The sequence below is a fragment of the Bacillus sp. RZ2MS9 genome, assembly GCF_001816185.2.
In the GTDB taxonomy this organism is placed as follows: Bacteria; Bacillota; Bacilli; order Bacillales; family Bacillaceae_G; genus Bacillus_A; species Bacillus_A cereus.
Window position 1 is genome coordinate 5,049,358 of the sequence record NZ_CP049978.1, and the last position, 18,972, is coordinate 5,068,329.

Below are 18,972 nucleotides of genomic sequence, written 5' to 3' on the forward strand. Positions count from 1 at the left end.
GTGAGTTATATCAGCGATTATTGAAATATATCGGCGCAACTCAGATTATATCAGCGATTTTCAAAATATATCGATTTACCGACAATAATTGCTAAAACTAGCACCTTATATAATGAGAAAAGGCTGTTCCAACATATGGACAGCCTTTGCCTCTATTTCTTTACTTTTCTAACTCGCCCTCTTATTTCTCCTCTTTTTTGTGATTTCGTATGGACATTAACATATACATTTGCCTGAATAATTTCTTGAAGTAAATGTACGAATGATTTCCCTTGTAAAGGTCCCTCAAAATCCTCTACATTCACTACACCAGTAATACTTCCCTCGTTCAAGCTAATCCCTTGCTCCAGTGGACCATACAAATATAAAACAACAGGACCAATTTGAGTAGACTTCCCTAAATGAATTTGACAAGATGTAACCTTTTCTATATTTTTTAGTATTACTCTGTAATGCAATTTCGTTAAATCATCACTAAAAATAAACTCTGCTACCCCAAAAGCTTCTGTATTTACAGGAGGCACTTCCCTCTTACCTGTTAACCTGGCAAAGAAATGTGTTGTCATAAGGCATTCTCCTTATATAAATTTCCCAGCACTACTTCTACTACTTTATGGTTTAAACATAATCATTTATGACTTTTTCAATTTTAATTACAAAGAAAAGATTCACAAAATCTTTACATTGTGATTGTTCCTGTAGATTGAAAGTCTCTTGTATAATGCACATAGAAAAACATTATAGGAGGTTCCATTGAAAACTAACAAATACACTTTTCATACATTATTAGAGATTTTTCTCGTCTCATTTAAATTAGGACTTACTTCATTCGGCGGTCCTGTCGCTCATCTCGGCTATTTCCACCACGAATACGTGCAAAAAAGAAAATGGATGGATGAACGAAGCTATGGAGATTTAGTAGCACTATGTCAATTCCTTCCCGGTCCTGCCAGCAGTCAAGTCGGTATGGGGGTTGGATTATTACGGGGCGGTCTATTAGGAGCTATTATTTCATGGATTGGATTCACTTTACCGTCTGTGCTTGTTTTGGTTTTCTTCGCCTCATTCCTTAATCAGTTCGATCTTGGAAGTGCTGGCTGGATTCATGGACTAAAACTTGTAGCAGTCGCTATTGTCGCTCATGCCATATGGGGAATGGCGCGAAAGTTAACTCCAGATCGAAATCGTGCAACGATTGCGATTGTAACTGCCGCAATCGCCTTATTATGGCCAAGTAGTTGGACACAAGTCATCCTTATTATAATATGTGGCTTTATCGGTTGGTTTTTATATCGCAACCAACCAATTAGCCAATCTCAAAATATAAGAGTACCTATTTCAAAAAAGATAGCAGTTTCTTGCCTCGTCTTATTCTTTGGACTATTACTACTGCTACCAATATTAAGACCGTTCTCTTATTACATCGCTTTATTTGACAGTTTCTATCGCTCTGGCGCACTTGTATTTGGAGGAGGACACGTCGTGCTGCCCCTTCTTGAAGGTGAGTTCGTACAAAACGGAATGATGACGAAAGAACAGTTCCTAGCTGGATACGGATTAACACAAGCAGTACCAGGACCACTATTTACATTCGCCTCTTATATAGGAGCAGTGTTAAACGGGACGCTTGGGGCAATAATCGCAACAATTGCGATTTTCCTCCCTGCTTTCTTACTCGTTATTGGTGTTTTACCATTTTGGAACAATGTGAGAAAAATATCATTCATACAAGGCGCACTACTTGGTGTTAACGCCGCAGTTGTTGGTATTTTAATTGCCGCTTTTTACGATCCCATTTGGACGAGTACAATTATAAATGCTTCAGATTTCGTTTTCGCTTCGCTTCTTTTTTGCTTACTAGCTTTTTGGAAAGCACCGCCTTGGGTTATCGTTATACTTGGAGCTTTTGGCGGATATATTCTATCCATTTTGTAAATAAAAAACGACGGCATGATGTAGCCGTCGTTTTTCTATTAAAACTTCACAAGTTCTATCCCTTCAGGCAACTCACTCTCTGTTAAAATACGCAATTCCTTCACACGATCCATTACGTAAGAAGAACGCTTCACAAGCTCTGGATCAATATAAGCTGGATGAACCATAATTTCTACCGTTTGTTCACCTTGTACTTTTTCTTTTAACTTCACAAAGTAATCTTCCGTCACACCATCCGCATAAAAGTCACTGTAAAATACATCAGAAAATGGATGCACCGCTCTATCTTCCCCACAACGACGAATTGGAACATTATATTTAGCTGCTAATCTCTCAAGAACATCGTGTAAGATCGGTAATCCGTGTACATGATGATGACTATCTAAATGAGTTGGTGTTAATCCGTAAGATAGGAATTTCTCAATTTGAGCAGTCCACTCTCTCTCAACTTCTTCTGGATTTATATTCCCTTCCCTTACAACACTTTGTTTATGAAACAATCCGTCGCTACCTACAAGTGATGGTACGTTTCCAAGAAGTGGTTCCCCTGCTGTTAATACGAGATGTACGCCTACTCCGAGTAGGTTATACTCTTTCGCTAAGCGTACCGCATGCTCTGTTCCTGGCATATTCATCATCATCGTCGTTGAATTTACAAGTCCATTTATATGCCCATCAATAATGCCGTAATTTGTACCTTCTGTAAGACCGAAATCATCTGCATTTACAATTAACTTAATCATCATAATACCTCCTAATAGAATAAAAAAAGCGGGCTAAATAGCGCCGCTTTTACTTCTCTACCTTTTTAAAGAACTGTGGAAGATACTCTTTATGTGCTTCCAACATTTCATCTAAAATTTGTTTTGCAACTTTATCTGATGGTACAAGTGGATTGATTGTCATAGCAAGCAGCGCCTTATGATAATCCCCTGTAACAGCAGCTTCAATTGTTGTGCGCTCGAATGATTTAATTTGTTGTACTAAACCGCGAACTGGTACTGGAAGATCTCCAACTGCAATTGGTTTTGGGCCTTCTTTCGTAATAATACAGTTCACTTCAACAGCTGAATCATGTGGTAAGCTTGCAATTGTTCCGTTGTTTCGTGTATTAACAGGCTGGATATCACCTTTATTATTGTAAATAGACGTAATTAAGCTACATGCTGCATCACTATAATAAGCTCCGCCACGTTTTTCTAATTGTGGTGGTTTAATATCTAAGTTCGGGTCTTTATATAACTCAAATAAATCATTTTCTAATTGTTTTACTACTTCTGCACGTGTACCTTTTTCAACAGAAGCCTCTTTCTCTTCTTCTAACATTTCACGTGTTTTGTAGTAGTAACGATGGTATGGACATGGAATTGCACGAAGGCCGCGAATAAAGTCTGGTTCCCAGTTAAGCGCTGCGATATTTTCCATCGTAATTTGCTTTTCTGGATCTGTCACAAGCTCTAACACACGATCCATTACACTTACGCCATCTAAGTATACATCTAGTCCGTATACCATATGATTTAAACCTGCGAAATCAACGTGGACACGACTTGCATCTACTTCAAGTAATCTTGCAAGACCCATGCGGATTCCGATTGGAACGTTACATAGACCAACTACTCTTTGAATATTTGTATAACGAAGGACAGCCTCTGTTACCATACCAGCTGGATTTGCAAAGTTAATTAACCATGCATTCGGACAGAGCTCCTCCATATCTTTACAAATATCTAAAATAACAGGAATCGTTCTCAACGCTTTGAATAGACCACCAGGACCATTTGTTTCCTGACCGATTACATCATATTTTAACGGGATTGCTTCATCTTTTGCACGTGCTTCTAATAAACCAACGCGAAGTTGTGTTGTTACGAAGTCAGCATCTTTTAATGCCTCACGGCGATCAAGTGTTAAATGTACCTCGATTGGTAAACCTGATTTTTTCACCATACGTTTTGCTAAGTTACCAACGATTTCTAACTTTTCTTTTCCTGCCTCAATATCTACTAACCAAATTTCACGAACAGGAAGCTCATCATAACGCTTAATAAATCCTTCAATTAACTCTGGTGTATAACTAGATCCACCGCCGATTGTAGCAATTTTAATTCCAGTCATGCTTTATTCCCCTTTCGCTTCAAGCTTTTTATAAAGATCGATAAACTCTGCTGCTAATTCTTTCACTGTAATCGCATTCATTAAATGATCTTGTGCGTGAATTAAAAGAACACTAACCTCTGTTTTTTCTCCTCTTGCTTCTGATTGTATGAGCTCTGTTTGGAAATGATGCGCTTCATTAATCGCTTCTTTTGCCTTTACCATCGCTTCATCTGCTTCTACCATTTTCCCCTGTTTGGCAAATTGAAGTGCCTCCATCGCAAAGCTTCGTGCGTTACCACTATTTAAAATCAATTGGAATGGAATTTGTTCTGCTGTAGTCATCATAATTACCGCCCTCTCTATTATGGTTCAACCGATTTACATACCCCTTCAGTTTGAACATTTCTATTACATTATTATTTTATGAATGATAGTTTGGTGTTCTTGTAGATGGATTTCATCTTTTTGAACATGATATAAAGGTGATTGTTCTCACAGATAGTGTTATCTGTGAGAACAATTACTATGTTACATAGGTACAGAGTTATTATTTCCTTGTGCTGCTGCTTTTTCAGTACGAACAACTGAACGGTCACATAACACAACGAATGGATAATAAATTACCATTGCAATTACAAAGTTGAATAACTGTAGAATTGCACCAGAAATATGTCCACCTGTTACAAGATAACCACTAATAATTGGTGGTGTTGCCCATGGAATCATCACAACTGTTTTTGGTACCCACCCCATAGATATAGCTGTATAAGAAGTAATTACTAATACAATTGGTGTTAGGATAAAAGGTAAGAATAAAATTGGATTTAAAATAATTGGTGTACCAAATATTACTGGTTCGTTAATGTTAAATGCACCAGGTCCAATTGATAAGCGAGATACACCACGTAATTGTGCACTTTTTGCTACGAGTAATACCACTACTAAGAATGCTAATGTCGCACCAGAACCACCAAGGTATACGAAAGTATCAAAGAATGGTTTTGTAATAATATTTGGAACATCAAATGCAGATGTACCACCTTTAAATAAATTCATATTTTTCTCTAATGCCGGTAAGTATAATGGCTCAATAATACCACCAACGATATTTGGCCCATGTAAACCGAAGAACCAAAGAAGATGAACAAGGATTACAATGATAATTGCACTTGGTAATGTCCCTGCTAAACTTTGCAGTGGTGATTGAATCGTATTAAAAATAAATTCATGAACACTTGTACCAGATAATTTCACTGCTAATTGAATACCTGCAACTACTGTTAAGATAACAAATGCTGGAACTATAGCTGCGAAAGATCTTAAAACTGCTGGTGGTACTCCATCAGGCATTTTAAAAGTAATGTTTCTTTGTACAAAGAAACGGAATACTTCAGTAACAAGGAGTGCCACAATAATTGCTACGAATAACCCTTGTGCACCTGTCCAAGCTAAGTTCAATCCGCCTTCTTTCGGTGTTGTTGGTGTAAGAATAATTAACGCACCAAATGAAATAATACCTGCTGACAAACCATCAACGCCGTAAGATTTTGCTAAGTTATAACTTGTTGTAAATGCTATGATTAGTGCTAGAATCGCGAAAGAACCAGTCCACATTCCGCCGCCGACTTGTTTCCACGTTTCACCAAACAAACCTTTCATGAAATCTTGGAAAACTTCAGATGGAAAACCATTAATTAGTGATGCCAGTGCACCAACTAAAATAAGTGGCATAACTGCAATAAATCCGTCACGGATCGCAGCTAAGTGACGTTGCGATCCGATTTTACCAGCGACAGGAACAATATATTTCTCCATAAATGCAATAAACTTTTGCATTTCGCTTCCCCCCTAATTATTTTTTAAGTGTTAATGCGTGATCTAAAACTGCTTCTCCATTCATCATGCCGTAGTGCATTGGATTGATAACGTCGATTCCAACATTTTTCTCGTCAGCAAGCGTTTTCATTGAAGAGAGCATGTAACGAACCTGTGGTCCTAGTAATAACACATCTGCTTGGTCGATATTGTTTTTTACTGCATCCCCAGATACAGCCCAAATCTTTCCTTCTAGACCGCGAACTTTTGCAGCCGCTTCCATTTTTGTAACTAGTAAACTTGTAGACATCCCTGCTGAACAACATAATAAAATATTCATTTGAAAATCCCCCTTGTGTAGTATAAAAAATTTATGTTTATTTATTTTTCTTTACGCTATTTATTAATGCAATTAGCGTGCCAACTTTTTAAAACCACTAAAATCAGTGCTTTTTCGAGCATTTTCTTTGTGTGTTAACGCTTTCAATTAGTGTGTCGTCCAAAAAACACACAGTGTGTTATAAAACAACACGCTTTTAACACATAACTGTATGAAAATAGATTAGTGTTTAGTCGTCTAGTTGTGTTTAATATGAAAAAACACTAAAAAAACTTTTTCAATGAAAAATAATTCATTATTTTAACCCACTATTTAGTGAAATAAAAAAACCTTGCATAAGCAAGGTTCATTCATCCACCGACATCTTCCTATATAACTCTACAAACTCACTCGCTAATTCTTTCACCGTAATTGCATTCATTAAATGGTCTTGCGCGTGTACCATTAAAAGAGTAACTTCGGTCTTTTCACCACCAGCTTCTTTCTGGATAAGCTCCGTTTGTACACGGTGCGCCTCTTTTAATTCATCTAGTGCTTCTTGTAATTTAGCTTCAGCCTCTGTAAACTCCCCACGCTTCGCACAATCAATTGCTTCCATTGAACAACTTCTCGCGTTTCCCCCATGCAAGATTAAATGAAAAGCTTTCGTCTCTATCGTATCCATTTTAGTTCTTTACTCCCCCTTTTCTTCTGCCAGTTTTTGTTTATCCCATATTTTTAAGAACGGTAAATAAATGAAGAATGCTAGCGCAAAGTTAACAAGTTGCAAAATAACACCTGAAATTTTCCCGCCCGATCCTAAATATCCACTAAAAAGAATAGGTGTCGTCCAAGGTACAGCGGCCCCACTCGGACGTGCGACCCATCCCCATTCCATTGCAAAGTAAGAAACAATCGTTAGGACGACTGGAACTAATATAAATGGAATTAGTAAAAGTGGGTTCATCACAATCGGCATACCAAAAGTTACCATCTCATTAATATTAAATATACCAGGTGCAATTGACAATCTCCCTAAACTTTTTAATTGTTGACTTCGTGCAAATAGTAACATTCCGACAACTAGAGCAAGCGTTGCACCAGAACCGCCCATATAAATCCATAAATCAAAAAACTGTGCCGTAATCGTATTTGGTACATCTTGCCCAGCTTGAAAAGCAACTCGGTTTTGATCCATTAACGACAACCAAACGGGGCTCATTACACCACCAACAATAGTAGCACCATGAATTCCACAAGACCAAAGAACATGAACGAGAATAACTGCTATTATTGCGCCCCAAAGACTAGCACCAAGTACACTAAGCGGTTCCTGTAAAATTTGTCCTACAATATTATGGATACTGCCAAAAGAAGTATTTTCTATAATTAAGCGTAAAATCCAAATAACTGTTACAACAATAAATCCTGGAACAAGTGCTGCAAATGAACGCGTGACAGCTGGTGGAACTGTCTCTGGCATCTTTATAATTATCTTTTTTTGTACAATAAACCGATAAAGTTCAGTAGATATAAGTGCAATAATCATTGCTACAAATAACCCTTGGCTTCCCATTAATGCAGCTGGGATAGCGCCTTCTACAAGTACACTTTCTTTTGTACTTGGTATAATATATGCAACTTGAAATGGAGTCGCAAGTAAAAACGTCACAAGCGACAATGCCCCGGATGCTAAAGCATCTACTTTATAATACTCTCCAAGTCTGTAAGCGATTCCAAAAACAGCTATTAAAGCCATTATATTAAAAGTTGCACTAACTGGATACCCTAAAGCTCGCTGCCAATTCTCCCCAAACAAACCTGCCATAAAATCGTTATATCCCGGTATCGGCAGTGCACTAATAATGAGGAAAAATGATCCAATAATTAAGAAAGGCATCGTTAAAATAATTCCATCTCGAATTGCTTGTAAATGCCTCTGCTCTGCAACCTTCCCTGCTACCGGCATCACATACTTCTCTAAAAACCGTATCATCTATCCCACTCTCCTCATGGTTTCATTAACAAAGCTGCTTGCAAGATAGCTTCTCCATTACAAAGTCCGTAATGAACAGATTGAATGACATCAACAGGTATCCCTTTATCCTTACATAGTTCTTTCATTTTCGGTAATAAATAACGTACTTGCGGTCCAAGTAAAAGGACATCAGCTTTATCAATATGACTATTCACTTCAGAACCTGATACTGCCCAGATTGTTACTTCTATCCCTCTTGCCTCTGCTGCTTTCTCCATCTTTGTAACAATCAAACTGGAAGACATTCCCGCTGCACAGCAAAGTAAAATATTCATCCCGCTTCCCTCCCCCTTTTTCTCTACCTAAGTTATGGTGCACTCCTTGCCACCACTAGGTTACAAATATATATGTCTAGATTTCCTGCTGTATGCCGAGCTTAAAAACAAAAATTTCTTGATTTTCACGCTATTCCATTTATCCGTATTCTCCTAGTAAAGGGGCCCCTAACTCGCTATAATGATTCAGTATGATTTTTTTAATTGATAGGAGGATATATTTATGAAGGCATATCGCTTTCCACTTATTTTATTATCTTCTATCCTAATTGGTGGTTTCATTGGTTATTTCATGGGTGCCGATGCAGTTGCTTTAAAGCCGCTTGGTGACATTTTCTTAAACTTAATGTTTACGATTGTTGTACCTCTAGTGTTCTTTAGCATCGCATCGTCTATTGCTAATATGGATGGATTAAAACGTTTCGGTAAAATTATGTCTAGTATGGCTGGGACTTTCTTATTTACAAGTATTTTAGCTGCTATTTTTATGATTATTGTCGTGAAAGTATTCCCGCCAGCACAAGGTGTTGTACTAGAACTAACACAACCTGACAAAGCCGGCAAAGCTGTTAGTGTTGCAGATCAAATCGTCGGTATTTTAACAGTATCTGACTTCTCGAAGTTACTATCTCGTGAAAATATGTTAGCTCTTATTTTCTTCTCTATCTTAATGGGGATTGCAACTTCAGCAGTTGGCGAAAAAGGAAAGCCATTTGCTACATTCCTACAAGCTGGTGCAGAGATTTCAATGAAGGTTGTATCTTTCATTATGTACTACGCTCCAATCGGACTTGCTGCTTACTTCGCAGCATTAGTTGGCGAATTCGGACCACAACTTCTTGGAACTTACTTCCGAGCAGCAATGGTATACTATCCTGCTTCTCTCATTTATTTCTTTGTATTCTTCACATTCTATGCATACCTTGCAGGTCGCAAACAAGGTGTACAAGTATTTTGGAAGAACATGGTCTCTCCTACAGTTACATCACTTGCAACTTGTAGTAGTGCCGCAAGTATTCCAGCAAACTTAGAAGCAACAAAGAAAATGGGTATTTCTTCAGACGTTCGTGAAACAGTTGTCCTTCTTGGTTCTACTCTTCATAAAGATGGCTCTGTTTTAGGCGGCGTATTAAAAATTGCTTTCTTATTCGGTATTTTCAACATGGAATTCGAAGGACCGAAAACATTAGCAATCGCACTTGTTGTTTCTCTATTAGTAGGGACAGTAATGGGCGCTATTCCAGGCGGCGGTATGATTGGTGAAATGTTAATCGTTTCTTTATATGGCTTCCCGCCAGAAGCATTGCCAATTATCGCAGCAATCAGTACAATCATTGATCCTCCTGCAACGATGTTAAACGTAACAGCAGATAACGCTTGTGCCGTAATGACAGCTCGCCTTGTAGAAGGTAAGAACTGGATTAAAAACAAATTTGCTTAATAAATAGAAAGAGGATGCTCGTTTTGAGCATCCTCTTTCTTTGTTGTTAATCCATTCCGCCACAAATTTGTTAAAACCTTCACAAATATTCCACACCTCTTATCCATTCTCCGTACTATAATCATGTATGGAAAAGGAGATGGATCTAATGACTCAAAGCGCACCAGAATTTAAAGTTTTGCAAAGCATTGCATTTCTCGCTGTCGTTTTGCAAAGTTCTTTATTATATACAATGAATCAAGGAAATGTCTTACTTGAGCAATCCCTCATTATGGGCATGCTATTTAATCTTGCAAAATTCTCAGCACCAGCATTCATATTTATCGTTGGATTTCACTTAATTCGTCACTATACAAAGCAATTAGTATATAAAGAATATATTTTCGAAAAAGCGATACACTTACTCATTCCTTATTTCTTTTGGTCTATTCTTTACTTATTAACAACAAATGATCTTATTACGTTACAAAGTGGAATAAAAAGTTTATTACTCGGAACAGCCGCTCCCCATCTTTGGTACGTTATTATGATGTTCCAAATTCACTTATTGTTCCCTTTACTATGCACACTTTTTTATTGGTTTCAAAAACGAACAGAAAATAAAAAAGACATATATAAATATATGACCTTTTTCGCTTGCCTATATTTTCTATTAATGTGGTTCTCTTCTCACTATATTTTTAATGGAGAAAAATTAACAAGTTCAACAATTTTACATTATACAGATCGATCATTTCTATTCTACTCATTCTATTTCGTTATGGGCGGCATTGCCGCTGTAGCACTAAAAACTTGGCGTCTATTCGTCATGAAACATATCCCGCTTATAACAATATTATTTTTCATCTTATTTTTATTCATCAATTATGAGTTGTTTAGTTTTTACGGAGCAAACTCTATTCATTTAACTGTTTCTACCTATTTAAAACCATCTATGTTTTTATATATCGTATGCGAAATTATCATACTGTATGTGTTATCTATTATGATAGTACAGCGTCGTGGTTTCTTATATAAAACGTTACGTTTCATTGGTAATTACACGTATGGTGCTTATTTAGCTCATTTATTCTTCTTGCAACTATGCACAAAACTTCTTTCCTTATTCACACTGCAAGAAAATACTATATTATATGCCCTATTACTATTTGTGTTAACGGCCATTATCTCTATTTCAACAATGGTCATTTGTAGCACAATACCATTTCATACTTGGATTACAGGGCCTTCTCCTACAACAAAGATGAAATGGACGAAGGTTGTATTACGAAAAAATCATAAAAAACTATTCAAGCCATATATTTGATATAATAATACGCATATAAAAAGAAAGCGAGAGACACCTATGATTAATCAAGTTGGACAAATTATGCTATATGTAAATAACCAAGACGAAACAGTACAATTTTGGACAGAAAAAGTAGGGTTCCAAATCATTGCGGAAGAAAATAACGGAAACGGATTCCGCTGGATTGAAATTGCACCGGCGAAAGAAGCAGGAACAAGCATCGTCCTTCACGATAAAGCGTTAATCGCGAAGATGCAACCTGAACTAAACCTAAATACACCTTCACTTATGTTCTTCTCAAATGACTTAGACCGTCTATATAAAGATCTTTCTGAGAAAAATGTCACAGTTGGACAGGTTGTAGATTTACCTACTGGTAGAGCATTCAACTTTGCTGATAATGAAAATAATTACTTTGCAGTAATGGAACGCAAATAAAAAATAAGCTATCCGAAAAAATCGGATAGCTTATTTCATTTTAAGAAACTTGTTCTGCATTCGTTTCTCTATGCTGTATATGGCTCGTGATCCAAGCAATTCCACCGGCAACAACGAGATAACATAACAATATTAAAATTTGCATTTGTAATTGCGACCAATCTCCTAAAGAAATAACATCTTGTAATCCTCTAAGAGAATGAGACATTGGGAGAAACTGTCCAATTTTGCTAAGAACAGCTATGTTTAATTCTCCTGGGAAAGTACCTCCGCTCGTCGCTAATTGCAGGACAAGAAGCGTTACCGCTAAGAATTTTCCAACAAGACCAAATACTGTTACTAACATAAGAATAAATGTCATGAACGTAAAGGAAATAACAATACTTGATAAAACAAAAAGTGGCACACTTGCAACTTCTAATTTCATAACTCCTAGCACAACTACATCTACGAGTAGCGCTTGAATGAGTCCAATTAAATATACCAATCCTAGTTTATTGATAAAATGTACCGTTCCGCTTACCTTCATGTTTTGTCTGCGGCCAAGAGGTAAAATATTCGATGCCATAATTCCGCCAACATAAAATGCAAGTGATAAGAAATATGGTGCAATGCCTGAACCGTAGTTAGGAACGTCAGAAACTGTTGACTTCACTAACTGAACTGGCTCTGAGAACATCGTATTGCGTGCATCATCATTACGAACATCCGCTATCTTCTCTGCGCCCTCTCCTAATTTCGTAGAAAGTTCTTTCGCACCATCATCAAGTTTAACAAGTCCATTTGTTAATTTACTAGCACCGTTATTCAGCTCCGTTCCACCACTCGCAAGCTGATTTACACCTTCTTGCAGGGATGTAAATCCATTTCCCCACTTCATAAATCCATCAGCCAAATTCGATGCACCATCTGCTATCTTTTTCGTTCCAGCAGTAGCTTCATTTAACTTAAATCCGAATGTATTCATGCCTTCTTCAATCTTATGTTGACCATCAGTTAGCTTCTTCGCACCTTGTGTCAATTGTTGTTGGCTATTATTTAAAGTACTTGTTGCTTTAGTTAGTCCATTAGACGTAGCAACAATTTTTTGAAAAGCGGGATCTTGCTGCACTTCTGGATGATTTTTCACGTACTCTTCTAATTGTTGTTTTACACTATTTGCCGCATTGTCCGCTTTCGCTTGCCCTTCAGCAAGCTTCTCACTTCCGCTCACCCATTCATTTGTACCAGCACTTAATTCACTAATTCCTGATTGTAACGTTTTTTCACCTTGTGCTAGTAATTCCATACCACTATGAAGTGATGTCGCTCCTTGACTCAGCTCATTTGCTCCCCCGGTTAAAGCAGATTGACTGGATGCAAGCTTGTCACTTCCTTCTTTCAATTTCGATGTCCCATTACTTAAACGATCAATACCATCCGCAAGCTGATTCGCTCCATTTTTTGCATCGTTCGTTCCTTCCTGTAACTTCTCAGCACCATTACTTGCATCACTCAATCCTTGTGCCAAATCTTGAAACTTTGAAAAGACACCTTCTGTATAAGATTTCGTAATACTATTTGAGATTTTTGTTTTCATATTTTCAACAGCTGTCGTTCCAATTTGAGCCGCTACAAAGTTTTTACCTGGATTAACTTTGTACTGCAACTTTGCCGGCTCTGGTTTCTCATCCATAAGTGTACTTACCTTTTTAGAGAAATTCTCTGGAATCGTAACAACCATATAATATTTATCTTCTTTTAACCCTTCATCAGCATTTTTTTCTGATACGAAATGAAAAGCCAGTTCTTTATTCTCCTTTAAATTTTTTACAAAATCGTCTCCTGCATGAATTGTTTTCTCATCCATCGCAGCCCCCTTATCTAAGTTCACAACTGCAACAGGTAATTTATCTAATTTTCCGTACGGATCCCAATACCCAGCTAAAAAGAATCCTGAATAAATTAATGGAACGATTAATAAAAAAATTAAAGCGATACGTCCATGTTTATGGTGCCACATCGCTTTCCAATCTTTAAATATAAGTTTAATTCCCTTCATGAAACATACTCCTCTTCTAATTTAACACCCTTCGAATGGTTTAACAGATTTACTATACACGTCACTTTCCATACTGTATAATACATCTTTAATTATTAATTCATTCCTTTTGGTCTATAGAAAGGAGACTCGAAATGGAACTGCTCCAGTTAAAATACTTTCAGACAGTTGCACGACTAGAACACATGACAAAGGCAGCTGAAGAATTGCATATCGCACAACCTTCACTCAGCAAAACAATTGCTAGACTCGAAAAGGATTTAGGAGTCCCTTTATTTGATCGCCAAGGCCGACAGATTACTTTAAATTCTTTCGGAAAAGTATTTTTAAAACGAGTAGAACGTATTTTTCATGAATTAAGTGAAGGGCAACGAGAAATTAAAGATTTAGCAGAATTACAACAAAGCTCTATTACACTGGCCGTTTCTATTCCAAGAATACTACCAGAACTACTTGGCTCTTTTTTACTAGAACATCCTAACGTTCGATTCCAACAATTTCTTGCATCCACTCCTTCTATGAAACGACAACTAGATAATATAGAAATTGACTTTTGTATCTCCTCTGTGCCAATTGAAGGTGAGGAGATTGTTTGGGAACCACTTATTACAGAAGAAATTTTCTTAGTCGTCCCTTCAGGCCATCGTTTATCAGGCCGAAAAAATATCCACCTGCATGAAGTAAAAAACGAACCGTTTATTAGTATGAACACTGGCTATGGATTTCGACACTTAACGGATGAATTTTGCAAAGAAGCTGGTTTCACTCCGCATATTGCTTTTGAAGTAGATGAACCGACCGTGATTAGCGACCTCATTAAGCAAGGTCTCGGCATCGCTTTTGTTCCAAGTTTAACTTTATTAAAAAACTCTACTTTAGCATCAAGCAAGTTGCGTATTATTGAACCCAATTGTCAGCGAACCATCGGATTAAGTTGGTCAAAAAAACGCTACTTATCAAAAACAGCTCAGCAATTCCGTGAATTCGTGATTGATTACTTCTCCAACATTAGGACGTAAAATTATATCAACAAATAAAAGTTGCCACCCTCATATGGTGGCAACTTTTATTGTTCACTCTTTTTTAATTCCATTTCAGCTAAAAGCGGCAAAACATTATCAAAAATATGCGTATTATTATTTTCACCTGTTACATATCCACCGTAATATCTACTAAATACGTTGTCATTTCGGAATGTGGCCATATGATCATACAATTCCTTCGCAAACTTTTTATCACCTGTTTGTAGTACGTACAAAATCGTTAATCCGTATGCGGCTGGCGATTCATAATTCACAGTTTGTTTTCCCGTTTCTAAATTGTAACGACCGTATAGCTTTCCATCCTCCTGGAATTTCTTCTTTATAAATTCCAAATAAGCAGTTGATGAAAGACCACCTAAACTTCGATGATATGCAACGTATGATTGGTCAATAAGATTCACTTCTTTATCGTACGTAAATGTACCATCTTCTTTATACTCTTTCGGGAATGCCCAGCCATGCCTTGGATAGTCCGCTAAAAATTGAACGACTTCCTGATATTGCTGAGCAGAAACTTTGTCGTACTTCTTCATATAGGAGAATGCACGTGGATTTATGTATGATGTTGTTACAAAATTATTTTGTTTCCCTGCATCTGCATCATAATAATCAACATAATAATTATCTTTTTTATTATAACGAAGTACAGCATCACTTAATTGATCGGCAAGGTTTTTATAACGCTCTTCCTTATACATTTCATAAGCACGATATAATTGTTCTATAATACGAAGATCATCTATAAGTGCATTTGTAGCTGACTGCCTCTCTCCCTTTTCAGAGAGTTTCCATAAAACGATATGATTCTTATATACGAAATTATCTTGAATAACCTTTACTTGCTCATCAAATAACGCCTGATCATCTTTATCAAGTGTATATTGTAACCATAATCCCGCTGATTCTGATAAAGCTTCACGTCCCTTGGCTTCACCCGTACCTGCCTTAGTATCTACTAAACGATACGTGGCAAGAGTTCCATTGTCATTCACCATATGTCTTAAAATAAAATTTTCTGTACGGTTTCCTTGTAAAGCTGACCAAAATACAATTCCACCTAAAGCGATTAAGAAGATAACTCCAATCCCTATATATAAACGTTTCCGCAATCTTTTCACCTCCCTAGTAAGGCTAACCTTAATTTTATCAGAACATACATAAATTTAAAAAAGACAATCCACTAGATTGTCTCCCTCATTTCTATCCCTCGCAAACCTCTTTAGAAGGTTTATATAGCGATTGTACAAGTCGATCATATTCACGACGTGTAATCTCTTTATTATATAGCTTCAATAATAAATCTCTATGCTCTTTTGAAAATGCCATCTTTTTAATGACTTCAGGATACATAAAACACCCTCTCCATTTCACATAAACTTCTTTATTCCGAAAAACAGAACTTATGTTCGCATAAAAGATTATAAAAGATTCCTGTAAAAAAAACAAACAAAACATGAGAAACTATTTATTTCTTTCTATTCAAAATATTACAACATTATATTATCATATTCACTTTTTAAATACATATATATTTTTGGTAGTTTTTTTGAATAAATCTTCCAATTCAATCAGAAAATAATGGCAAAAAAGAAGAGGAGTTTACATATGGATACGGTAACATTAGCAAGAGCATTTTTTGGTTCTTCATTAGCATTCCACATTATTTTTGCAACACTTGGCGTCGGACTTTCATTGATGATTTTTATAAGCGAAATACTCTATCACTGGAAGAAAGACTCCGACTATGCCATTATGGCGAAAAGATGGACAAAGGCGTTTGCTATTCTTCTCGGTGTAGCAATTCCAACTGGAACAATTGTTGGTGTGCAAATCTCACTTCTTTGGCCTGGTTTCGCCAAAATTGTTGGGCAAGTTATTTCTGTTCCCTTCCAAATTGAGATTTTCGCCTTCTTTTTGGAGGCTTTATTCATGTCGATTTACGTATATGCAGCTGATAAACTTCCTCCATTTATGAGATTAATCTCGCTATTTTTCGTCATGCTTGGTGCCACGGCATCCGCCGTGCTTATTACATCAGCAAATACATGGATGAATACACCAGCAGGCTTTTCAATGAATCCAGATGGATCTGTTTTTAACGTTGATCCGTGGAAAGCTTTCTTTAATCCAAGTTTTGGCACAAGTGCATTTCATGTCGTTATTACGGCTTATGCAACCGGTGCGGCTGTCATTGCTTCTATTGCTGGATTTAAATTATTGAAGAAAAATTTAAGTACACGTGAAATTGCTTATCATAAAAAAGGGCTGCTATTAGGGCTTGTCGTTACATTTATTACAGGCGCTACGATGTGGCTTTCAGGACATGAATCAGCGATTGCCTTACATAAACACTCACCTGAAAAACTTGCATCTGCTGAAGCTTTATTTGAAACGACATCACACGCACCGCTATCCATTGGCGGAGTTGTGGATCCTAATACACTTGAACTAAACTATGCACTTGAAATTCCAAACATGCTTAGCTTATTAGTGGGACTAGACCCTAGCACTGTCGTAAAAGGACTAAACGAATTCCCACAAGAAACATGGCCACCATTTTATACACATACACTATTCAACTTAATGGTAGGAACTGCTGCGTTTACCTTTGCTGTTGCAACAATTGCACTCTTATATTGGTATTTCGTGTACCGAAAAAAGGGAACAGAACTACCGAAGTGGCTACTTTGGGGGGCTGCCGCATGCGGACCAATTATGATGCTCGGTATTGAATTCGGATGGATTTTCAGTTGTAGCGGTCGTCAACCATGGACAATTTATGGTATGCAACGTACCGTCGATGCATCTACACGCGCCGATTTCGTCGGTCCTTTATTTGTTTTGTTCATCATTTTGTATATTGGACTCGCTATTTTAACAGTCATTGTTCTACGGACATTCTTTAGAAGACATCCATTAAAGAATGATTTACAACACCAAGGAGGCGATTCTCATGTATGAGGAAAGTATTGCAATCATCATCTTATGGGCCCTTATTTTCGTATACAGTATACTAGGGTCCATTGATTTTGGCGCTGGTTTTTGGGGCATGGTATACGCAAAACATCCGACGCTCGCTGCTAAACTTGCGAATCGATACTTATCACCAACTTGGGAAGTAACAAATACGTTTCTCGTTTTCGTCGTTGTCGCATTTCTCGGCTTCTTTCCGAAAGCGGCCTTTACTCTTGCGACAGTAATGTTCGTACCAGTTATGTTAATTTTAGTGCTCATTGCAGTACGTAGTACATTTATGGTATTTGCTTACTCCTTGCCAAAATATCAATACCTTCTTCGGGTTATTTCAGGTATTACTGGTCTATTAATTCCAGCACTATTAATTACCGTTTTACCCGTTACAGAGGGAGCCTATATTACAATGTCTGAAGGAAAGGAAGTACTCCTATATGGAAAACTTCTTTCTAGCCCAGTTATCTACTGTTATATGCTCTTCGGACTAACTTCTGAACTATTTCTCTCCTCTCTCTTTCTTGCTGATTTTTCGAGAGAACAAAGTTCAGAAGATACGTATAGAATTTATAGAAGAAATGCTATCATCCTTGGTCCTGCCACGCTCGTTACGGCAATTATTGCCCTCGTTGTAATGGATCCAGAAACACATTGGCTTATGCAAGGATTAATAAAGCAATTCCCGTGGTTTACAGTTTCTATCGTTTTATTCGTTATCGGATACTCGTCCCTTTGGTGGACAAACAAAAAGTACAATACACTAGGATACCCTCGCATTGCCGTTTTAGCTGTCGTCGCTCAATATGCATTTGCAAGCTATGCTTACGGGGTCGCGCATTTACCGTATATTATTTATCCTGACGTAACTGTATTTACAAGCTTTACAACGAAAGAAACGTTCTATGCACTGCTCATTCTATACGCAATTGGGATTGCAATTTTATTACCAGGATTTATTTTCTTCTGGAACTTATTCTTGAAGGATCGTACTTTTTTGAAAGAAAAATAATATAGCATTGGAGTCTGTTCCAAAAGGCATTTTGGGATGGGCTCCTTTTGTCGTGTTTTGTCGATAAGTCGATATATTTTAAAAATCGCTGATATATTTTAACTTGCGCCGATATATTTCAATAATCGTTGATATATTTTAACTTGCGCCGATATATCTCAATAATCGCTGATATATTTTAACTTGCGCCAATATATCTCAATAATCGCCCATATAAATTTCATTTACTATCTTACTGCCCAATAATTTATAGACTCCTC

At 37.1% G+C, this 18,972-nt stretch carries 19 protein-coding genes; 7 read left to right on the forward strand and 12 right to left on the reverse strand.

From position 1 onward, the window contains the following. Nucleotides 1-152: 152 nt before the first annotated feature. On the reverse strand, nucleotides 153-566 hold the full coding sequence (exsM, locus tag BHV55_RS25880) for an exosporium regulatory protein ExsM (RefSeq protein WP_000207046.1): 414 nt from the start codon (nucleotides 564-566) through the stop codon (nucleotides 153-155). A gap of 187 nt (nucleotides 567-753) precedes the next feature. Here exsM and BHV55_RS25885 point away from each other — a divergent pair, with 187 nt between their 5' ends. Next, complete coding sequence (locus BHV55_RS25885) at nucleotides 754-1,935, forward strand: chromate transporter (RefSeq protein ID WP_000856213.1); 1,182 nt, start codon at nucleotides 754-756, stop codon at nucleotides 1,933-1,935. Between the two features lie 38 nt (nucleotides 1,936-1,973). Here BHV55_RS25885 and chbG read toward each other — a convergent pair whose 3' ends face one another. The 8 genes from chbG to BHV55_RS25925 form a co-directional block, all read right to left on the reverse strand. Then, complete coding sequence (chbG, locus tag BHV55_RS25890) at nucleotides 1,974-2,678, reverse strand: chitin disaccharide deacetylase (protein WP_000593491.1); 705 nt, start codon at nucleotides 2,676-2,678, stop codon at nucleotides 1,974-1,976. A 49-nt stretch (nucleotides 2,679-2,727) separates the two neighbouring features. Next, nucleotides 2,728-4,053 carry a 6-phospho-beta-glucosidase gene (celF, locus tag BHV55_RS25895; protein ID WP_000145762.1) on the reverse strand — a complete coding sequence of 442 codons (1,326 nt, stop codon included), beginning with the start codon at nucleotides 4,051-4,053 and terminating at the stop codon, nucleotides 2,728-2,730. A 3-nt stretch (nucleotides 4,054-4,056) separates the two neighbouring features. Beyond that, nucleotides 4,057-4,380: a PTS lactose/cellobiose transporter subunit IIA gene (locus BHV55_RS25900; protein ID WP_000989059.1), complete on the reverse strand. Its 324-nt coding sequence runs from the start codon at nucleotides 4,378-4,380 to the stop codon at nucleotides 4,057-4,059. Nucleotides 4,381-4,563: 183 nt separating this feature from the next. After that, nucleotides 4,564-5,871 carry a PTS cellobiose transporter subunit IIC gene (gene celB / locus BHV55_RS25905; protein WP_001168836.1) on the reverse strand — a complete coding sequence of 436 codons (1,308 nt, stop codon included), beginning with the start codon at nucleotides 5,869-5,871 and terminating at the stop codon, nucleotides 4,564-4,566. Nucleotides 5,872-5,887: 16 nt separating this feature from the next. Beyond that, nucleotides 5,888-6,190 carry a PTS sugar transporter subunit IIB gene (locus BHV55_RS25910; RefSeq protein ID WP_070757683.1) on the reverse strand — a complete coding sequence of 101 codons (303 nt, stop codon included), beginning with the start codon at nucleotides 6,188-6,190 and terminating at the stop codon, nucleotides 5,888-5,890. Between the two features lie 346 nt (nucleotides 6,191-6,536). Beyond that, nucleotides 6,537-6,854, reverse strand: a complete 318-nt coding sequence (locus tag BHV55_RS25915; RefSeq protein ID WP_000379632.1) for a PTS sugar transporter subunit IIA — start codon at nucleotides 6,852-6,854, stop codon at nucleotides 6,537-6,539. A gap of 9 nt (nucleotides 6,855-6,863) precedes the next feature. Further along, nucleotides 6,864-8,165 (reverse strand): PTS cellobiose transporter subunit IIC, encoded by a 1,302-nt coding sequence (celB, locus tag BHV55_RS25920; RefSeq protein WP_000617782.1) that lies wholly within the window; start codon nucleotides 8,163-8,165, stop codon nucleotides 6,864-6,866. A 14-nt stretch (nucleotides 8,166-8,179) separates the two neighbouring features. Then, on the reverse strand, nucleotides 8,180-8,482 hold the full coding sequence (locus tag BHV55_RS25925; RefSeq protein WP_001023554.1) for a PTS sugar transporter subunit IIB: 303 nt from the start codon (nucleotides 8,480-8,482) through the stop codon (nucleotides 8,180-8,182). Nucleotides 8,483-8,705: 223 nt separating this feature from the next. On the opposite strand from BHV55_RS25925, the gene BHV55_RS25930 reads away from it, so the two are divergent. From BHV55_RS25930 to BHV55_RS25940, 3 genes are all read left to right on the forward strand, one after another. Next, the gene (locus tag BHV55_RS25930) at nucleotides 8,706-9,923 is read left to right on the forward strand and encodes a dicarboxylate/amino acid:cation symporter (protein WP_000649376.1); all 1,218 of its coding nucleotides are present in this window, start codon (nucleotides 8,706-8,708) and stop codon (nucleotides 9,921-9,923) included. A gap of 148 nt (nucleotides 9,924-10,071) precedes the next feature. Beyond that, entirely contained in the window at nucleotides 10,072-11,229 is a 1,158-nt protein-coding gene (locus tag BHV55_RS25935; RefSeq protein WP_070757681.1) for an acyltransferase, read from the forward strand. Between the two features lie 39 nt (nucleotides 11,230-11,268). Next, nucleotides 11,269-11,649, forward strand: coding sequence for a VOC family protein (locus BHV55_RS25940; RefSeq protein WP_000610162.1), 381 nt, complete (start codon nucleotides 11,269-11,271; stop codon nucleotides 11,647-11,649). A gap of 40 nt (nucleotides 11,650-11,689) precedes the next feature. Here BHV55_RS25940 and BHV55_RS25945 read toward each other — a convergent pair whose 3' ends face one another. Further along, nucleotides 11,690-13,690: a YhgE/Pip domain-containing protein gene (locus tag BHV55_RS25945; protein ID WP_070757679.1), complete on the reverse strand. Its 2,001-nt coding sequence runs from the start codon at nucleotides 13,688-13,690 to the stop codon at nucleotides 11,690-11,692. 134 nt (nucleotides 13,691-13,824) lie between these two features. On the opposite strand from BHV55_RS25945, the gene BHV55_RS25950 reads away from it, so the two are divergent. After that, nucleotides 13,825-14,709, forward strand: a complete 885-nt coding sequence (locus BHV55_RS25950) for a LysR family transcriptional regulator (RefSeq protein ID WP_000421940.1) — start codon at nucleotides 13,825-13,827, stop codon at nucleotides 14,707-14,709. Nucleotides 14,710-14,756: 47 nt separating this feature from the next. On the opposite strand, the gene BHV55_RS25955 is transcribed toward BHV55_RS25950, so the two are convergent. Both BHV55_RS25955 and BHV55_RS25960 read right to left on the reverse strand, forming a co-directional pair. After that, nucleotides 14,757-15,842, reverse strand: coding sequence for a hypothetical protein (locus tag BHV55_RS25955; RefSeq protein WP_048568618.1), 1,086 nt, complete (start codon nucleotides 15,840-15,842; stop codon nucleotides 14,757-14,759). A 91-nt stretch (nucleotides 15,843-15,933) separates the two neighbouring features. After that, nucleotides 15,934-16,083, reverse strand: a complete 150-nt coding sequence (locus BHV55_RS25960) for a hypothetical protein (RefSeq protein WP_000283179.1) — start codon at nucleotides 16,081-16,083, stop codon at nucleotides 15,934-15,936. A gap of 255 nt (nucleotides 16,084-16,338) precedes the next feature. On the opposite strand from BHV55_RS25960, the gene cydA reads away from it, so the two are divergent. Then, nucleotides 16,339-17,694, forward strand: a complete 1,356-nt coding sequence (cydA, locus tag BHV55_RS25965; protein WP_000381987.1) for a cytochrome ubiquinol oxidase subunit I — start codon at nucleotides 16,339-16,341, stop codon at nucleotides 17,692-17,694. Then, entirely contained in the window at nucleotides 17,687-18,712 is a 1,026-nt protein-coding gene (locus BHV55_RS25970; protein WP_000272787.1) for a cytochrome d ubiquinol oxidase subunit II, read from the forward strand. The genes cydA and BHV55_RS25970 overlap by 8 nt, the downstream gene beginning before the upstream one ends. Nucleotides 18,713-18,972 lie beyond the last annotated feature (260 nt).